Annotated in this window: 14 protein-coding genes; all 14 read left to right on the forward strand. The window is 64.1% G+C overall.

The window, feature by feature from the left end; genetic code table 11:
- The first annotated feature begins 3 nt into the window (after positions 1-3).
- A complete protein-coding gene (locus ACSFCA_RS21745; RefSeq protein WP_093178601.1) occupies positions 4-1095 on the forward strand; it encodes a flagellar basal body P-ring protein FlgI in 1092 nt (363 codons plus the stop codon).
- 10 nt (positions 1096-1105) lie between these two features.
- Positions 1106-2086, forward strand: coding sequence for a flagellar assembly peptidoglycan hydrolase FlgJ (gene flgJ / locus ACSFCA_RS21750; RefSeq protein WP_093057945.1), 981 nt, complete (start codon positions 1106-1108; stop codon positions 2084-2086).
- 34 nt (positions 2087-2120) lie between these two features.
- Positions 2121-2603 (forward strand): chemotaxis protein CheW, encoded by a 483-nt coding sequence (locus ACSFCA_RS21755; protein WP_435461153.1) that lies wholly within the window; start codon positions 2121-2123, stop codon positions 2601-2603.
- A 64-nt stretch (positions 2604-2667) separates the two neighbouring features.
- Positions 2668-4233, forward strand: coding sequence for a methyl-accepting chemotaxis protein (locus ACSFCA_RS21760; RefSeq protein ID WP_093178598.1), 1566 nt, complete (start codon positions 2668-2670; stop codon positions 4231-4233).
- Positions 4234-4240: 7 nt separating this feature from the next.
- A complete protein-coding gene (locus tag ACSFCA_RS21765; protein WP_093057943.1) occupies positions 4241-4522 on the forward strand; it encodes a hypothetical protein in 282 nt (93 codons plus the stop codon).
- Positions 4523-4540: 18 nt separating this feature from the next.
- On the forward strand, positions 4541-6259 hold the full coding sequence (locus tag ACSFCA_RS21770; protein WP_435461154.1) for a methyl-accepting chemotaxis protein: 1719 nt from the start codon (positions 4541-4543) through the stop codon (positions 6257-6259).
- A gap of 77 nt (positions 6260-6336) precedes the next feature.
- The gene (locus tag ACSFCA_RS21775) at positions 6337-6861 is read left to right on the forward strand and encodes a chemotaxis protein CheW (protein ID WP_435461155.1); all 525 of its coding nucleotides are present in this window, start codon (positions 6337-6339) and stop codon (positions 6859-6861) included.
- 63 nt (positions 6862-6924) lie between these two features.
- Positions 6925-8592, forward strand: coding sequence for a methyl-accepting chemotaxis protein (locus tag ACSFCA_RS21780; RefSeq protein WP_435461156.1), 1668 nt, complete (start codon positions 6925-6927; stop codon positions 8590-8592).
- Positions 8593-8669: 77 nt separating this feature from the next.
- A complete protein-coding gene (locus ACSFCA_RS21785; RefSeq protein ID WP_435461157.1) occupies positions 8670-10610 on the forward strand; it encodes a methyl-accepting chemotaxis protein in 1941 nt (646 codons plus the stop codon).
- A gap of 10 nt (positions 10611-10620) precedes the next feature.
- A complete protein-coding gene (locus ACSFCA_RS21790; RefSeq protein ID WP_435461361.1) occupies positions 10621-12339 on the forward strand; it encodes a methyl-accepting chemotaxis protein in 1719 nt (572 codons plus the stop codon).
- Positions 12340-12358: 19 nt separating this feature from the next.
- Complete coding sequence (locus tag ACSFCA_RS21795; RefSeq protein WP_435461158.1) at positions 12359-14074, forward strand: methyl-accepting chemotaxis protein; 1716 nt, start codon at positions 12359-12361, stop codon at positions 14072-14074.
- A 102-nt stretch (positions 14075-14176) separates the two neighbouring features.
- On the forward strand, positions 14177-16141 hold the full coding sequence (gene flgK / locus ACSFCA_RS21800) for a flagellar hook-associated protein FlgK (RefSeq protein ID WP_435461159.1): 1965 nt from the start codon (positions 14177-14179) through the stop codon (positions 16139-16141).
- A 38-nt stretch (positions 16142-16179) separates the two neighbouring features.
- Positions 16180-17391 (forward strand): flagellar hook-associated protein FlgL, encoded by a 1212-nt coding sequence (gene flgL / locus ACSFCA_RS21805; RefSeq protein ID WP_435461160.1) that lies wholly within the window; start codon positions 16180-16182, stop codon positions 17389-17391.
- Positions 17392-17409: 18 nt separating this feature from the next.
- Positions 17410-18987 carry a fascin domain-containing protein gene (locus tag ACSFCA_RS21810; RefSeq protein ID WP_435461161.1) on the forward strand — a complete coding sequence of 526 codons (1578 nt, stop codon included), beginning with the start codon at positions 17410-17412 and terminating at the stop codon, positions 18985-18987.
- The last annotated feature ends 24 nt before the right edge of the window (positions 18988-19011 follow it).

The raw sequence follows: 19011 nt of genomic DNA on the forward strand, positions 1-19011 counted from the left end.
CGCTTGCGCATCGCGGCGTTGGCCGTGTTGGGTGCTTTGTTTTTTGCGCCTGTGCATGCGGAGCGGCTCAAGGAGCTCGCCAGCATTCAGGGGGTGCGCGACAACCCGTTGATCGGGTACGGGCTGATGGTGGGTCTGGACGGCACTGGCGACCAGACGATGCAGACGCCATTCACCACGCAGAGCCTGAACAACATGCTGCAGCAGCTGGGCATCACGATTCCGCAGGGCGTGAACATGCAGTTGAAGAACGTGGCGGCGGTGATGGTGACGGCTACGCTGCCTTCGTTCGCGCGGCCGGGGCAGAACATCGACGTGACTGTGTCTTCGATGGGCAATGCGAAGAGCCTGCGCGGGGGCACGCTGCTGATGACGCCGCTGAAGGGTGTCGATGGGGCGACCTATGCGGTGGCGCAAGGAAACATGGTGGTTGGCGGCGCGGGTGCCGCGGCCAACGGGAGCAAGGTGCAGGTCAACCAGCTGAGCTCGGGGCGCATTCCGGCCGGGGCGCTGGTGGAGCGAACGGTGGAAGCGCCCGTTGGTGCTGAAGGCACGTTCTCGATCGAGCTCAACCGGTCGGACTTCGGCACCACGCAGCGCGCGGTCGATGCGATCAACCGGCAGTTCGGCTCGGGCACGGCCGAAGCGGTCGATGCGCGGTCGATTCGCGTGCGTGCGCCGGAGCCGCAGCAGCGCGTGGGTTTTCTCGCGCGGCTCGAAGATATTGAAGTAACGCCCACGCAGGCCGGGGCGCGGGTGGTGGTGAATGCGCGCACCGGGTCGGTGGTGATGAACCAGGCCGTTCGCGTGAAGGACTGCGCCGTTGCGCACGGCAACCTGTCGGTGGTCATCAACACCGAGCCAGTCATCAGTCAGCCGGGGGCGCTTTCGGGCGGCAGCACGGTGGTGGCGCAGACATCGCAGATCTCGGTGAACCAGGGCGGCGGTGCGATCCAGATGGTGCGCGGCGGTGCTTCGCTGTCGGACGTGGTCAAGGGCCTCAACAGCCTGGGCGCGAATCCGCAGGACCTGGTGTCCATCCTCCAGGCCATGAAGTCGGCCGGCGCACTGAGCGCCGAGCTGGAAATCATCTGAGGTCGATGCGATGACGCTACCGGCCACTACCGACCGCAGCGGCGCGCTCGACCAGCGCTTCGCGCTCGACGTGCAGGGCGTCGATGCCCTGCGGCGCACCGTGCGCACTTCGCCGGAAGAAGGCCTGCAGCAGGTCTCGCGGCAGTTCGAGGCGCTGTTCATGAACATGGTGCTCAAGAGCATGCGCGAGGCAACGCCCTCCAGCGGGCTGTTCGAGAGCCAGGACCAGAAGGTGTATCTCTCGATGTTCGACCAGCAGCTCACGCAGAACCTTTCGGGGCGCGGCGTGGGGCTGGCCGAGGCCATGCTCGCGCAGCTGCGGCGCAGCATGCCGTCGGGTCCGCCCGATGCGGATGCCGACGCCGAGATCGGCACCAAGCCCATGTCGCTCGAACCGCGCGGCGGCTTGCCGTACGGTCCGCGCGCGGGCATTCCCATTGGCTCGGCACCGACCGCCCGCGTGGGGGCCGACCTGAGCGTCTATCAATTCAACAGCGAGCGCCGCGCACCCGGTGCTGGTAGTGCGAATGCCTCGCTGCAAGGGCAGGTCGATGATTTCGTGGGCCGCATGGGTGCGTCTGCGCAGGCCGCGAGCACGGCCAGCGGCGTGCCGGCGCCGCTGATCCTTGCGCAGGCCGCGCTCGAATCCGGCTGGGGCAAGCGGGAGATTCGCGCCGACGACGGCACGCAGAGCTTCAACCTGTTCGGCATCAAGGCCGACCGCAGCTGGAAGGGCGCAACGGTCGAAACCACCACCACCGAATACGTCGACGGCGAGCCGCAGAAGGTGCGCGCCAAGTTCCGCGCCTACGCCTCGTACGAAGAAGCCTTCACCGACTACGCACGCTTCATCACCCGCAATCCGCGCTACGCGAACGTGCTGGCCACCGACGACCCGACCGAGGCCGCGCACGGCCTGCAGCGCGCGGGCTACGCCACCGATCCGCGCTACGGCGAGAAGCTCGTTCGCATCATGCAGAAATTCGGGTGAGCCGCGCTCGCGCCCACCACATCAAGGAAACCCCATGGCAAAGACCCAAGAAACCGCAGCAGGCAGCCGCCTGGAGGTCGTGACCTTCAAGCTGGGCGAAGAGGAATACGGCATAGACATCCAGAAGGTGCAGGAGCTGCGCGGCTACGACGCGGTGACGCGCATTGCAAATGCGCCGGAATACATCAAGGGTGTGGTGAACCTGCGCGGGATCATCGTGCCGATCATCGACATGCGCATCAAGTTCAAGCTGGGCGACCCGACGTACGACCAGTTCACGGTGGTGATCGTGCTGAACATCGGCGGGCGCGTGGTGGGCATGGTGGTGGACAGCGTGTCGGACGTGATCACGCTGACGGGCGAGCAGATCAAGCCTGCGCCGGAGATGGGCTCGGTGCTGGACGCCGACTACCTGATCGGGCTGGGCACGCTGGAAGAGCGGATGCTGATCCTGGTGGACATCGACCGGCTGATGTCCAGCGACGAGATGGGCCTCGTCGAGAAGATCGCCGCCTGACGGCCGGGCGCACGCCAACGCCAATCAGAACAACGACACACAGAGGTTCCGCGAGGAGACGCACATGAAAGACTGGAAGATCGGACGGCGCCTGGGTGCCGGCTTTGCACTGGTGCTGGCGCTGGTGGTGATCACCGCGGCCATCGGCGTGCTGCGCCTGCAGGGCGTGGGCGACGCGACGGAGGCCATGGCCGGACAGTCGCTGACAAAGGAACGGCTGGCGGCCGCCTGGCAGCTGGGCACCAACACCAACAGCGTGCGCACCTTCTCCCTGCTCAAGAGCGACGACGTGGCCGTGCAGGAGTATCTGCAGAAGAACATCACGGCCACCAGCGCTGTCATCACCGAAACGCAAAAGAAGCTCGAGGCCATGCTGGTCTCGCCAGAAGAGCTGGCGCTGAGCGCCGACATCAAGAAGAAGCGCGGCGAATACGTCGAGCTGCGCAACCAGATCCTCAAGCTCAAGGCCGACGGCCGCAAGGAAGAGGCCACGAAGTTGACCGACACGCAACTGCTGCCCGCGCTCGACGGCTACGACGCGAGCATCCGCGCCATGGTGGGCCATCAGCAGAAGGAGATCGACAGGACCGCTGCCGGCATCGGCGCGCAGTACCGGTCGGGTCGGGCCTGGCTCGTCGGGCTGGCTGCTTTCGCGGTCGTTGCCGGATCGGTGATCGCATGGCTGCTGACGCGCAGCATCGTGCAGCCCATCGCCGAGGCACTGCTGATCGCCGAGACCGTGGCCTCCGGCGACCTGAGCCAGGAATTCGAGACCGAGCGCGGAGGCGACTTCGGCCGGCTGCTGCGCGGCATGGGCGAGATGGAAGACACGCTCACCGATCTGGTGACGCGCATCAAGGCTTCGACCGATTCGATCGCGGTGGCCTCGCGGCAGATTGCGGCCGGCAACCAGGACTTGTCGTCGCGCACCGAGCAGCAGGCCAGCTCGCTGGAACAGACGGCGGCTTCGATGGAAGAGCTGACTTCGACGGTGAAGCAGAACGCCGACAACGCACGTCAGGCGAACCAGTTGGCCGTCTCGGCCTCCGAGGTCGCGGTGAAGGGCGGCAGTGTCGTGTCGCAAGTGGTCGACACCATGAGCTCGATCAATGCGTCGTCGAAAAAGATCGTCGACATCATCGGCGTGATCGACGGCATTGCGTTCCAGACCAACATCCTCGCGCTGAACGCGGCGGTCGAAGCCGCGCGTGCCGGCGAGCAGGGCAAGGGCTTTGCCGTTGTCGCGTCGGAAGTGCGCAACCTGGCGCAGCGCTCGGCAGCGGCGGCCAAGGAAATCAAGACGCTCATCGGCGACTCGGTCGAAAAAGTCGAGGCCGGCAGCAAGCAGGTTGGTGAAGCCGGCCGCACGATGCAGGAAATCGTGGGCAGCGTGCGTCGCGTGACCGACATCATGGGCGAGATCACCGCTGCCAGCCAGGAGCAAACGTCGGGCATCGAGCAGATCAACCAGGCCATCACGCAGATGGACCAGGTCACGCAGCAGAACGCCGCGCTGGTTGAAGAAGCCTCGGCCGCTGCCCAGTCGCTGCAGGAGCAGGCCGACAACCTCGTGCGCGCCGTCAGCACCTTCAAGCTCGACGCCGACGTCGAAGAAGTAGAGACGGTCTGAAGCACCCATGCGCACACGTCTCAGCCCCAGGCTTGCCCTGCGCCTTGGCGTGGGCTTCGCCATTCTGTTGCTCTTGCTGGCCGTCGCGCTGAGCCTCGGCTTCAAGGCCGGTGCCGGCTACGAATGGGCGCGCCTGACGGTGTGTGCATTGGGCGTGGCTGCATTGCTCACCGCCGGTGTCGTCGCATGGCTCGTCACGAGTTCGGTCACCCGTTCGACCCACGACGCCGCGAAGGTCTCCGACCGGCTCGACAGGGTCTTCCAGCACGTCAATGCCCAGGATTCCTGAAAACAAGCTCTCCACCCCATGAACTCATTCATCAATCTCAAGATCGGTACCCGTCTCGGCGCGGGCTTTGCCACCGTGCTCCTGCTGCTCGCCGGCATTGCCGGCCTCGGCCTCAGCGCGATGTCGGACATCCAGTTGCGGCTGGACGGCATCGTCAATGGCAACAACGCCAAGGTGGCCTCGGTCAACAAGATGCTGGACGCGGTCCGCGACATCGCCATCCTCGATGGCAACCTGATCCTGCTGAGCGATGCTGACGCCATGCGCGAAGAGGCGAAGAAGGTTGCCGCCGCGCGCGACCGCTTCACCGAAAACCGCGCCGTGCTGGCGAAGCTGCTGGCCACTTCCGATGGCAAGGCGCTGCTCGCGCGCATCGACGAGAAGGTGGCCGCGCTCGTGCCGCTGAGCGCTCAGCTGTCCGAATTCGCGTTGCAGAACAGGAGCGACGAGGCAACCGCAATCTTCATCTCGAAGTTCCAGCCGGCCACGCGGGCGCTGCTCGAGGAGCTCGACGCCATGAGCCAACGCCAGAGCAAGCTGTCGCAGGAGGCCGAGGCGGAGGCCCACGCCGGCTACGTATGGTCGCGCAATCTGATGCTGGCACTGGGCGCTCTCGCAGTCCTGGTTGGTGCGGCCATTGCATGGCTCATCACGCGCTCGATCACCCGGCCCATCGGCGAGGCTGTGCAGGTGGCCGAGAAGGTGGCGGCGGGCGACATCAGCTCGCGCATCGAGGTGCAGTCGAAGGACGAGACCGGCCGGCTGATGCTCGCGCTCAAGGAAATGAACGAGAGCCTGGTGAAGATCGTTGGTGAAGTGCGCACGGGCACTGAGACGATTGCGACGGCTTCGAACCAGATCGCCTCTGGCAATCAGGACTTGTCTTCGCGCACGGAAGAGCAGGCGAGCTCGCTGGAGCAGACGGCTGCCTCGATGGAGGAGCTGACCTCGACGGTGAAGCAGAACGCCGACAACGCACGGCAGGCGAACCAGCTTGCGGTCTCGGCTTCGGAAGTGGCTGTGAAGGGCGGCAGTGTCGTCTCGCAAGTGGTCGACACCATGGGTTCGATCAATACGTCGTCGAAAAAGATCGTCGACATCATCGGCGTGATCGACGGCATCGCTTTCCAGACCAACATCCTTGCGCTGAACGCAGCAGTCGAAGCCGCCCGCGCCGGTGAGCAGGGCCGTGGCTTCGCAGTGGTGGCATCGGAAGTCCGCAGCCTGGCTCAACGCTCCGCCGCCGCAGCCAAAGAGATCAAGACGCTGATCGGCGACTCGGTGGAGAAGGTCGAAGAGGGCAGCAAGCAGGTGGAAGAAGCAGGCCGCACGATGGACGAAATCGTCGGCAGCGTGAAGCGCGTGACGGACATCATGGGCGAGATCACTGCAGCGAGCCAGGAGCAGACCTCGGGCATCGAACAGATCAACCAGGCCATCACGCAGATGGACCAGGTCACGCAACAGAACGCAGCACTGGTCGAAGAAGCCTCGGCCGCAGCCCAGTCGTTGCAGGAGCAAGCCAGCAGCCTCGTGCGCGCTGTGAGCGTCTTCAAGCTCGACGCCAACGCCGTGGCTACCGTGCGCCCCAGTTTCACGCGCATCACGCCGATCCCCAAGCCAGCCAAGCCAGCACCGAAGCGCCCGGCCAAGGCCTTGCCTACCCGCCGCGAACCTGCAGCAGCGCCACAACTCGCCATGGCCGGCAACGCCAAGGGCGACTGGACCGAGTTTTGAGAAAAAAGGACTCAAGTTCAGCGATCCGATGCCGATAACAGGATGAACCCGTTCCCTGTTATCGAAGGAAGAGAGCAATGAGTCTGAACAAGGCAAGAGATCCACTGCAGCAAGCCACCTCGGCTTCGCCCGCGTCCACCGGCGTGAACCGCCTGGAGGTCGTGACCTTCAAGCTGGGCGAAGAGGAATACGGCATAGACATCCAGAAGGTGCAGGAGCTGCGCGGCTACGACGCGGTGACGCGCATTGCAAATGCGCCGGAATACATCAAGGGTGTGGTGAACCTGCGCGGGATCATCGTGCCGATCATCGACATGCGCATCAAGTTCAAGCTGGGCGACCCGACGTACGACCAGTTCACGGTGGTGATCGTGCTGAACATCGGCGGGCGCGTGGTGGGCATGGTGGTGGACAGCGTGTCGGACGTGATCACGCTCACAGGCGACCAGATCAAGCCTGCACCGGAGATGGGCTCGGTGCTGGACGCCGACTACCTGATCGGTCTGGGCACGCTGGACGAGCGGATGCTGATCCTGGTGGACATCGACCGGCTGATGTCCAGCGAAGAAATGGGGCTCGTCGAAGCTGCCGCAACCACCTGACCCTTGCGCCATGGCCGCACGGCCTGGTTCGGTTCCACAACCTCACATTTCAACGCCTGCACCATGAAATTCCTCTCCAACCTCCGCATCGGCAACCGGCTGGCTATGGCCTTCGCCATCGTGCTGGGCCTGACCATCATCTCGACCGCCATCGCGCTGGTTTCCGCGCGCAGCAACGCGGAAGCCACCCGGGTCATGATGCAGAGCCCGCTCGCGAAGGAGCGGCTCATCTCCGACTGGTACGTGCTCACCTACTCGGCCATCGCCCGCACATCGATGATCGCCCGCACGAGCGACGAGACCCTGCCTGTCGTTTTTGCCGACGTGATCTCCGACAGCACGAAGAGGGGCAGCGAGACCATGGCGAAGGTCGAGAAGCTGCTGGTGACGGACGAGGAGAAGACAACCTTCAAGTCCATCGTCGAGCTGCGCGCGAAGTACCAGGCGGCGAAGGACGACGTGGGCAAGGCCAAGGCCAGTGGCAATGCGGTGGACACCACGCGCGTCTTCAAGGAAACGTTCCAGCCGGCCGCCAAGGCCTATGAGACCCGCGTGCTCGAACTGCTGTCGATGGAACGCAAGGCCATCGACGACATGAGCCAGGCCATCGATGCTGCGAACACGCGCAGCTTCAACCTGCAATTGCTGCTGACGGTGCTGACGGTGGTCAGCGGCGGCATCTTCGCGTTCTTCATCTCGCGCAGCATCGTGCGCCCGCTGGCGCAGGCCGTGCAGGTGGCCGAGACGGTGGCCTCGGGCGATCTGAGCGCGCACATCGAAGTGGAAAGCCGCGATGAGGCGGGGCAGCTCATGCAGGCGCTGAAGAACATGAATGCCAATCTGGCGAAGGTTGTCGGCGAGGTGCGCACGGGCACCGAGACGATCGCGACGGCTTCGGGGCAGATTGCTTCGGGGAACCAGGATCTGTCTTCGCGTACCGAGGAACAGGCGAGCTCGCTGGAGCAGACGGCTGCTTCGATGGAAGAGCTGACTTCGACGGTGAAGCAGAACGCCGACAACGCACGTCAAGCCAACCAGCTAGCGGTTTCCGCTTCGGAAGTTGCGGTGAAGGGCGGCAGCGTTGTCTCCCAGGTGGTAGACACGATGGGCTCGATCAATGCGTCTTCCAAGAAGATCGTCGACATCATCGGCGTGATCGATGGCATTGCCTTCCAGACCAACATCCTGGCGCTCAACGCAGCGGTGGAAGCCGCACGCGCCGGCGAACAAGGCCGTGGCTTCGCAGTGGTGGCTTCGGAAGTCCGCAGCCTGGCCCAACGCTCTGCCGCAGCAGCCAAGGAAATCAAGACGCTGATCGGCGACTCGGTCGAAAAGGTCGAAGAAGGCAGCAAGCAGGTCGAAGAAGCCGGCCGCACGATGGACGAGATCGTCGGCAGCGTGAAGCGCGTGACCGACATCATGGGCGAGATCACCGCCGCGAGCCAGGAGCAGACCTCCGGCATCGAACAGATCAACCAGGCCATCACGCAGATGGACCAGGTCACGCAGCAGAACGCCGCGCTGGTCGAAGAGGCTTCGGCAGCAGCTCAATCACTGCAAGAGCAAGCCGGCGCCCTCGTGCAGGCCGTCAGCATCTTCAAGCTCGGCGAAGGCCAGCAGGCTGCGCCCCGCGCGCAGGCCAGGACGCAGCCGGCTGCGCGCATCAAGCCATCGTTGCCAGCGACGCCGCAACTCGCGGTGGCCGGTGCCGGCGACTGGCGCGAGTTCTGAGCCATAGGTCCTCTGTAGTTATGAAAACTGCGAACCCCGCGAGGCGTGATCCCGCCTTCGTCTCCCTGGCTCGCACCATGACCCTCGGCACCGTCGCGGGAATGCTCCTGGTGGTGACGCTGGTGCTGGCTGTCTTCTACGCGCTGGCCTCTTCGCAGCAGCAGCGCAGTGCCGCGCAGTACGCCAATGCCAAGGCCGAAGCCATCGCCCGCTCGCTGGACATCTTCGACCAGACCATGCGCCTTACGGCGGAGAACGCCTTCGGCGTCTTCCGGCGCCAGTTCGCGTCCAGCTTCGTTCTCGACGCAGCCGCGCAAGGGGCGTTGAGCAGCAACGGCACGCCCATCGACGCCACGCGCATCGCGGAAGTGGATGCCTTCGCGCGCGATTTCCCCGGCGCCAATGCCACTGTGTTCGTAGCGCAAGGCGAAGATTTCCGCCGCGTCACCACCTCGGTGAAGAAGGAAAGCGGCGAACGCGCCGTCGGCACGCTGCTGGACCGCAAGAGTGGTGCCTATCCGGTCCTGCGCGAGGGCAAGCGCTTCGTGGGGCGCGTCATGCTGTTCGGGCGCCCCTACATGACGGTCTACGAGCCGGTGCGCGATACGGCCGGCCGCGTCGTGGCGGTGCTCTACATCGGGCTGGACATCTCGCAACAGCAGGCTTCCTTCGGCGAAGCCGTGGGCAAGACGCGGATATTCGAGACTGGCGGGCTCTACATCGTCAACCCCAGCGGCGGTGCCGATGCGGCGACGCTGGTCTTTCATCCGACTGCGGCCGGCAAGAAGCTGAGCGAGCTTCTGCCGGGCGATGAGTCGGTCGCCTGGCTGTCGCGAGTCGCGGCGCCTAGCGCGATGTGGATCGACGACGCGCGGGCGGTGCTCGCGTCAGCGGCGAACGGGCAGCGGCGCTATGCCTCTGTGGCCAGGAGCGAAGCGACGGGCTGGCTGGTGGTGGCCGAGCTTCCCGCTTCGGAGGTGCTCGCCGGGCTCTATCGCCAGATGGCCTGGATCGGCGCCTGCATTGCGCTGGCGGCCCTCGTGTTGGGGGCGGCGCTGATCGTCTTCATCCGCCGCACCGTGCGGCCGCTGAGCGTGCTGAGCGAGCACGTACAGGCACTCGGCCAGGGCGACCTGTCGCAGCGATTGGACTCGGCCCGTCGCGACGAGATGGGCGTGATCACCCGCGCCGTGGAAAGCATGCGCGAGGGCCTGGCCGGCGTTGTGGGCGGCGTGCGCGAAGGCACCGATGCCATCGCCACCGCCTCGGGCCAGATCTCTGCCGGCAACCAGGACCTTTCGACGCGCACGGAGGAACAGGCGAGCTCGCTGCAGCAGACCGCTGCATCGATGGAAGAGCTCACCAGCACCGTCAAGCAGAACGCAGACAACGCGCGGCAGGCCAACCAGCTGGCGCTGTCGGCCTCCGAGGTGGCGCTCAAGGGCGGCGATGTGGTCAGCCAGGTGGTGGACACCATGGCCTCGATTCATGCCTCGTCGAAAAAGATCGTGGACATCACCGGCGTGATCGACGGCATTGCCTTCCAGACCAACATCCTCGCGCTGAACGCAGCGGTCGAAGCCGCGCGCGCAGGCGAGCAGGGCAGGGGCTTCGCCGTGGTGGCCGCCGAAGTGCGCAACCTCGCGCAGCGCTCGGCAGCAGCGGCCAAGGAAATCAAGGGCCTGATCGATGACTCGGTCGGCAAGGTCGATGCAGGCACTGCCCTGGTGGGCCAGGCCGGAAGGACCATGGAAGAGATCGTGGGCAGCGTGAAGCGGGTCACCGACATCATCGGTGAGATCAGCGCTGCGAGCCACGAGCAGACATCAGGCATCGAGCAGATCAACCAGGCCATCACGCAGATGGACCAGGTCACGCAGCAGAACGCGGCACTGGTCGAGGAAGCCTCGGCCGCAGCCCAGTCGCTGCAGGAGCAGGCCGGCAACCTTGTGCAGGCCGTCAGCATTTTCAAACTCGGCGAAGGCCGGCAACACGCGATATCGGCCTCGACGGCCTGAAGAAAAAGTGATCAAGTCTTTCTACAACCTCAGGATTGCGACCAAGCTGCTTGTGTCGTTCATGGCGGTCCTCGTGCTGACGGCCTGCCTCGGCGTGATTTCGGTGATGCAGCTCGGCAAGGTCCACCAGATGTCCACCGACCTCTCGACCAACTGGCTGCCCGCCACGCGCTCGCTGCTGGAGCTGAAGGGCCTGGTGGCGAGCTACCGCGCGCAGGAGACGGAGCACGTCCTGTTGGGTTCGTTCACCGAAATGACTGCGCATGAGAAGACGATGGACGAGTCGTGGGCGGCGCTGCAGAAGAAGCGCGCCGAATATGCGGCGCTCATCACGGAACCAGAGGAGCGCGAGCTCTATCCGGTGTTCGAGAAGCTGCTCGCGCAATACGCGCTCGAGCACAACAAGATCGTCGCCATCTCCAATACGCAGGACATCGACCAGACGGCCAATCTGATTCGCGGCAAGTCGCAGACATTGAGCCGCGAGATGAACGCGACACTCGACAAGCTGACGCAGATGAACCTGGCGGGCGCCCTGCGCGCAAGCCAGACGGCCGATGCGGTGCACGGGCGAGCCAGGCTCTGGGTGCTGGGCCTTCTGCTGGGCAGCATCGCGCTCGGCCTGGGGCTGGCGCTGTGGATCGCCCGCATCGTCGCGCGGCCACTGGCGCAAGCCGTGAAGGTGGCGCAGTCGGTGGCCGCGGGCGACCTGACCAGCCACATCGAGGCGCACACGACGGACGAAACCGGGCAACTGCTGGAGGCCCTGAAGGGCATGAACGACAGCCTCGTGAAGATCGTGAGCGAAGTGCGCACGGGGACCGACACGATCGCTACGGCTTCGAGCCAGATTGCTTCGGGGAATCAGGATTTGTCTTCGCGTACCGAAGAGCAGGCGAGTTCATTGGAGCAGACAGCGGCTTCGATGGAAGAGTTGACCAGCACCGTCAAGCAGAACGCGGACAACGCTCGTCAAGCCAACCAGCTTGCTGTCTCTGCCTCGGAAGTTGCGGTGAAGGGTGGCAGCGTCGTATCGCAAGTGGTCGACACGATGGGTTCGATCAATGCGTCGTCCAAGAAGATCGTCGACATCATCGGCGTGATCGACGGCATCGCGTTCCAGACCAACATCCTGGCGCTGAACGCAGCAGTTGAAGCTGCCCGTGCGGGTGAGCAAGGCCGTGGCTTTGCCGTCGTTGCCTCTGAAGTGCGCAGCCTTGCACAGCGCTCCGCTGCCGCAGCCAAAGAGATCAAGACCCTGATCGGCGACTCGGTGGAGAAGGTCGAAGAGGGCAGCAAGCAGGTGGAAGAAGCCGGTCGCACGATGGACGAAATCGTCGGCAGCGTGAAGCGCGTGACAGACATCATGGGCGAGATCACCGCTGCCAGCCAGGAACAGACCTCGGGCATCGAGCAGATCAACCAGGCCATCACGCAGATGGACCAGGTCACGCAGCAGAACGCCGCGCTGGTCGAAGAGGCTTCGGCAGCCGCTCAATCGCTGCAGGAACAAGCCGGCAGCCTCGTGCAGTCCGTCAGCATCTTCAAGCTCGACACCAACGCCGCGGCCACAACACGCACAGGCTTCACGCGCATTACCCCGATCCCGAAGCCTGTCAAGCCGGAGCCGAAGCGCCCGGCCAAGGCCTTGCCCACCCACCGCGAGCCCACCGCCGCCCCACAGCTCGCCGTAGCTGGGGATGCGAAGGGCGACTGGACGGAATTCTGAGTCTGCTGGAGGAAATCAAATGAACTTGAAGAACCTGAAAATCGGCACCCGCCTGGGCCTCGGCTTTGCAGTCGTGCTGCTCCTGATGCTGGTCATCGCCATCACCGGCGTGCTGCGCCTTGCGAGTGTGGGCAATGCCACGGAGGACATGATGCAGAACGCGCTGGTCAAGGAGCGCCTGGCCAACCGGTGGTCCAACCTGCTCGGGCCGGCAATCGTGAACTCGTTCGCGATGGTCAAGGCGACCGACCCCAAGGCGGTCGCCTACTTCGAGAAAGCGCGGGTCGACAAGTCTGTGCTGATCACCCCGGTGCAGAAGAAGCTCGAGGAACTGCTGACCTCCCCAGAGGAGAAGAAGCTGTATGCCGGAGCGGCAGAGGTTCGCGTGTTCGCTGTGGAGACCATCGCCAAGATCAACAAGCTCAAGACCGAGGGAAAGAACGAGGAGGCCATGGAGATGGCCGACAACCAGTGGGCGCCCGCGCTCGTCGTCTATGAAGAAGCCGTTGCCAAGCTCGCCGCGCATCAGCGCGATCGCATCGATGAACTGGCAAAGGGCATCGAAGCCAACCATACGACCGGCGAGACCACGCTGCTGGTGCTGTCGGGCATTGCGCTGGTGCTGGGGGCGCTGTTTGCATGGCGCCTGACACTGGGCATCGTGCGCCCGCTGGGGCATGCGGTGGAAGTGGCCGAGACGGTGGCTGCCGGTGACCTGAGCATGCACATCGAGGTGGAGAGCCGCGACGAAACGGGGCAGCTGATGCATGCGCTGCGGGAAATGAATGCGAGCCTGGCGAAGGTGGTGGGCGAGGTTCGCACGGGCACGGACACGATCGCGACGGCTTCGGGGCAGATTGCGGCGGGGAATCAGGATCTGTCGTCTCGCACGGAAGAGCAGGCGAGCTCGCTGGAGCAAACCGCCGCTTCTATGGAAGAGCTGACTTCGACGGTGAAGCAGAACGCCGACAACGCGCGGCAGGCAAACCAGTTGGCCGTCTCGGCCTCCGAGGTTGCAGTGAAGGGCGGCAGTGTCGTCTCGCAGGTGGTGGACACGATGGGTTCGATCGATGCTTCATCCAAGAAGATCGTCGACATCATCGGCGTGATCGACGGCATTGCCTTCCAGACCAACATCCTCGCGCTGAACGCGGCGGTCGAAGCCGCACGTGCCGGTGAACAAGGCCGCGGCTTTGCCGTCGTCGCCTCCGAAGTGCGCAGCCTGGCACAACGCTCCGCTGCTGCAGCCAAGGAGATCAAGACGCTGATCGGCGACTCGGTCGAAAAGGTCGAAGAAGGCAGCAAGCAGGTGGAAGAAGCTGGCCGCACGATGGAAGAAATCGTCGGCAGCGTGAAGCGCGTGACTGACATCATGGGCGAGATCACTGCAGCGAGCCAGGAACAAACGTCAGGCATCGAGCAGATCAACCAGGCCATCACGCAGATGGACCAGGTCACGCAGCAGAACGCCGCACTGGTCGAAGAGGCTTCGGCAGCCGCCCAGTCGCTGCAAGAGCAGGCCAGCAGCCTCGTGCAGGCAGTGAGCGTCTTCAAGCTCGACGCCAACGCCGTGGCTACCGTGCGTCCCGGTTTCACGCGCATCACGCCGATTCCGAAGCCCGCAAAGCCAGCACCGAAGCGCCCCGCCAAGGCCTTGCCCACCCGACGCGAGCCTTCTGGCGCTCCGCAACTCGCCATGGCCAACGACGCCAAGGGTGACTGGACCGAGTTCTGACCCGATCGACCCTCAACTTTCGGCAGGCGCTGCCGATATAGACCTTGAGGCATCGAGACGGTGCCACTCCACTTCACACACCTCATCGACAGGTAAAGCCATATGTCCGGAAGTTTGTTCTACACGGGTCTGAGCGGCCTTGGCGTTGCACGCACCGCGCTGATGACCACGGCCCACAACACAGCCAACGTGTACACCGCCGGCTACAGCCGCCAGGTGGCAGAGATCGCCACGGGCAACGCCACTGGCACAGGCTCGGGCTTTATCGGCTCGGGCGCCAACGTCACGACCGTCTCGCGCAGCTACGACCGCTACCTGACGGCGCAGCTCTCCATTGCGCAGTCAGCCTCGGCCGCGCTTGCCACCAACAGCACGCAGATCAACCGCATCGACACCCTGCTGGCCGACAAGACCTCGGGCATCGCGCCGCTGATGCAGAGCTTTTTCACCAGCGTGCAGGGCGTGGCCAACACGCCGGCCGACCCGGCCGCGCGCCAGCAGATGATCAGCTCGGCGCAGGCGTTGGCCAGCAAGTTTCGCGCGACCGACCAGTACCTGTCGGACCTGAACTCCTCCGTCAACGAGCAGATCGTCGGCAGCGTGGACCAGATCAACACCTACGCCGGCAAGATCGCCAGCCTCAACCAGCAGATCAGTCAGATCAGCGCCATGGCCGGCGGCCAGCCGCCCAACGACCTGCTCGACCAGCGCGACCAGCTCGTGAGCGAGCTGAGCCAGGTGGTCGACGTGAAGGTGCTGCAGCAGGACAACGGCAAGTACAACGTGTTCATCGCCACCGGCCAGTCTTTGGTGACGGGCGACTACGCCTCCACCATGGCCGCGGTGAACTCCGCGGCCGACCCGTCGCGCAAGGCCGTGGCGCTGCAGGGCTTTGCGGGCAACACGACCGAGCTGTCTGACGGCGTGATTACCGGCGGCACGCTGGGCGGGCTCATGAGCTTTCGGCGCGACACGCTCATTCCCACGCAGAATTCCATCGGCCGGCTCGCCATGTCGGTGGCCGACGCCGTGAATGCGCAGAGCAAGCTGGGTGTGGACCTCAGCGGCGCACTGGGCAAAGACTTTTTCACGCAGTCCGTGCCGGGCGTGCTCTCCAATGCAAAGAACACGGGCAACCTCGAGCTCACCGGCACGCTCTCGAACGCGTCGCAGCTCACGACCAGCGACTACAACGTGAGCGTTACCGACGTGGCCGGCACGCTGACCTACTCGGTCACCCGCCTGTCGGACAAGCAGTCGATGGGCTCCTTCACCACCTTCCCCATTACCTTCGACGGCGTGAGCCTCACGGCCGCCAGCGGCACCGCGCAGGCCGGCGACTCGTTTCTGGTGCAGCCCACGCGCACCGGCGCGCGCGACCTCGACGTGGTGACGCTCGACCCGGCCAAGGTGGCCGCGGCATCGCCCATCGTCACCGGCAACACAGTCGGCAACAAGGGCTCCGGCGCGCTGGGCGCAGCCACGGTGGATGCGAGCTACCCCGCAACGCCGCTGGGCGGCACTGTCACGCTGAGCTACGACGCGACCACCGGCAACCTGACCGGCTTTCCGGCCACCTCGGCCGTGACCGTCACGCTGGCCGATGGCACCAGCACCAGCTACGCGGCCGGCACGCCCGTGCCCTACACCGCCGGCGCGAAGATGAGCTTCGATGGCGTCACCGTTGCCATGACCGGCGCGCCCGCGCAGGGCGACACCTTCACCATCGGCAAGAACACCGCGGGCGTGTCAGACGGCAGCAACGCGCTGCTGCTGGGCGCGCTGCAGCGCAAGACCACCATGGCCAACGGCACGGCCACCTTCAACGGCGCCTACTCGCAGATCGTCAGCGAAGTCGGCAACCGCGCCATGGCAGTGAAGGTGGCGGGCACCACGCAAGACAGCGTTACCAGCCAGATCAAGGCCAGCCAGCAGGCCATCTCGGGCGTGAACCAGGACGAGGAAACCGCCAACCTGCTGATGTTCCAGCAGATGTACCAGGCCAATGCGAAGGTGATCCAGACCGCCTCGACCATCTTCGACACCATCCTCGGCATCGGCAGCTGAGCCCGCCCAACGTCCAGCAGATCCAACAAGGCAAAGCGATGCGCATCAGCACCCAATCCTTCTACGAACAGAACGTACTGGCCATGGGCCAGCAGCAGCAGAAACTGTTCAGGGTCCAGCAGCAGCTGGCGACCAACTCGAAGTTCCTCACGGCCGGCGACGACCCTGTGGGCGCGGCCCGCGCGCTCGGCGTGAGCCAGACGCTGTCGGAAATTTCGCAGTACGCCACCAGCCGCCAGCGCGCGTCGCGCTCGCTCTCCACCGAAGAGAACGCGCTCAACTCGGTGACGTCGATCCTGCAGAACATCAAGGCCCTGACCGTGCAGGCCGGCAACGGCACGCTGTCGGACGCCGACCGCGCATCGCTCGCCACCACCATCCAGAGCAGCTACGACCAGCTGGTGGGTATCGCCAACTCCGACGACGGCAACGGCCAGTACCTGTTCGCGGGCTTCAAGAGCGGCTCCCCGCCCTTCGTGGCCACGACCAGCGGCGGCGTGCAGTACGTGGGCGACCAGGGCCAGCGGCTGATGCAGGTCGACGTGGCGCGCCAGATGTCTACATCGGACGACGGCCGCAGCGTCTTCCAGTCGGTGCAGGGCGGCGCGGGCTATGTTGCGTCAGGCGCCGCGGGCAACACCGGCACCGGCGTGTTCGGCTCCGTCAGCGTGACCGACGCCACCGCGCCTAACTACGGCAAGGACTTCACCATCACCTTCACCGCCACCGACTACACGGTGACGACCAAGGACACCCCGCCCGTGGTGGCAGCCACCGGCCCCATCTCGGCGGACACGCCCATCAACTTCGGCGGCGTGCAGATCAAGATCACCGGCACGCCGGCGGCTGGGGACAGCTTCGATGTGTCTACTGCGAAGAATGCAGGCACTGATGTATTCGCTGCTATCGGCGAACTGGTGAGTGCGCTGCGCACGCCGCTGAGCGGTGGCGGCGCGGCTGCGCAGGCGAAGCTGCAGAACGCACTGGCCACAGCCAACGTGAAGGTGACGAACGCGCATGACAACGTGCTGACGGTGTTGTCGTCGGTGGGCTCAAGGCAGAGCGAGATCGATGCGCTGGATTCGGGTGGGGGGGATCGCAAGCTGCAGGAAGAGTCTTATCTGTCTTCCATTGAAGACTTGGACCCGTATAGCGCGATTGCGGAGTTCTATCAGCGGCAGTCTTCGTTGCAGGCTACGCAGATGACGTTTGCTAAGTTGAATAGTATTTCGTTGTTTAACTATTTGTAGGCGTGGCACGCAGGTGTGATGGAAAGGAGGCTCTGGACCATTCAAAATCTCCATCCGGCCGATGTCGAAAGAGAGGGTCTACAGGAGTTCGCACGGCCTTTTTCTAACAAGGTGGTGCAAACAATCATGGAATTCCAAAATTTCGGCTTCGGCTTTAGCTCGGGACGCGGTGCGTTCCATCCCCTCCTCAGGGCACTGGGGTGCCTGCTGACACTCGTTGTGATGGCGATGGTTTCGCACAATGTGGCGAGCCAACCCGCGCCGATGCCACTGGTCAATGGCGTACCGATTGGCCAGGTCATCACAATCCGTGCGAATGCCAACGGGAAAATCGTCACTGCCGAAACTGGTGGAGCCGACCCGCTGATCGCCAATCGAACAGCGGTTGGCGGATGGGAAAAATTCCTGGTCGTTGACATGGGCGCGGGCAAAGTGGCTCTACGCGCATTGGCCAATAACAAGTTCGTCTCCGCCGACAATTTTGGACAAAGCCCGCTCGTCGCCAATAGGGATCAAGCTCTCGGCTGGGAGACCTTTACTTGGGTCTCGCTGCCGAACGGGAATTTCGCGCTGCGCGCAGATGCCAACGGCTTGTACGTCACGGCAGAGAACGGCGGGGATACTTGGCTGTACGCGGCCCGAACCGCAATAGGTGGATGGGAGTCTTTTGCCTGGACGATATCGGGCGTCACTTCGTTTTACTACCGTCCTGAAAACATCACCGACGGCCTCGCAGATCGCTACACATATGGCGCATGGCCAGATAACAAGACGGTCATCCATATCTATGACCTCGGGCAAGCGGCCGAGACGCCGATCGGCTGGAACGTCGGCGCGTTCACGGGGTTCGAGGTTCCTTCAGCGCTGGCCCCCACGTTCCAGCGCGGCTATAGCGGGACCAGCTATGGTTCAACCGCATTTCAACTCTATGGAACGACTGCGGGTTTCATGATTCAGTCGGATCTGTTGCCGCCAGGACATCCGTCGGACCCGGGTTGGTTAGGTGGCGCGCATCTGGCGTACACCTTCCCTGGGAACACGATCAAGCCGTGGGCAACGCTGGGGCAGGATGCTCGTCTGCGACTGCAATACGACGTACAGATCCAGCATTTCTCCAGCAGCAAGCCGGACTGCATTGCCTATTTTCCAGGCGCACTTGTCGTGGGTTCGGCCAATGTAACCTTCCAGTTCGTTTTCTTCGTGTGGGACAGCCGCTCCGGTTCGATTCGCGAATACATCGCACCGGATCTGGGGACGGCACTCATGAACGTGAACACCTTCTATGGTGCAGGAACGGCCTACGCGACGTCCGAATCCAATTCGACAGTCAGCGGAACGTCAGTGACGGACGGCCAGCCGCATTGGTACGCCGCGTACATCACCTGGAACCACATGCTTTCCGTCATCAATGCGTACAACGCACAGGCGCCAGCCGCTGGGAAGCCGCAGGCGTCGATCAATCCGAACGACTATTGGGTCCATTTCATCACCGCAGGACCCGAAATGCAGATTCCCAAAGGTGCCAACTCTGCCGGTGGGCTTTGCCACTATGGCTCCAATGTTCATAACATGAATCTGATTGCCTATACGCCTTGATGTCTATTGGCGGCCCCTCTGCCT

Origin of the sequence: Variovorax multivorans (assembly GCF_051216835.1) — a bacterium.
Taxonomy (GTDB): domain Bacteria; phylum Pseudomonadota; class Gammaproteobacteria; order Burkholderiales; family Burkholderiaceae_C; genus Variovorax.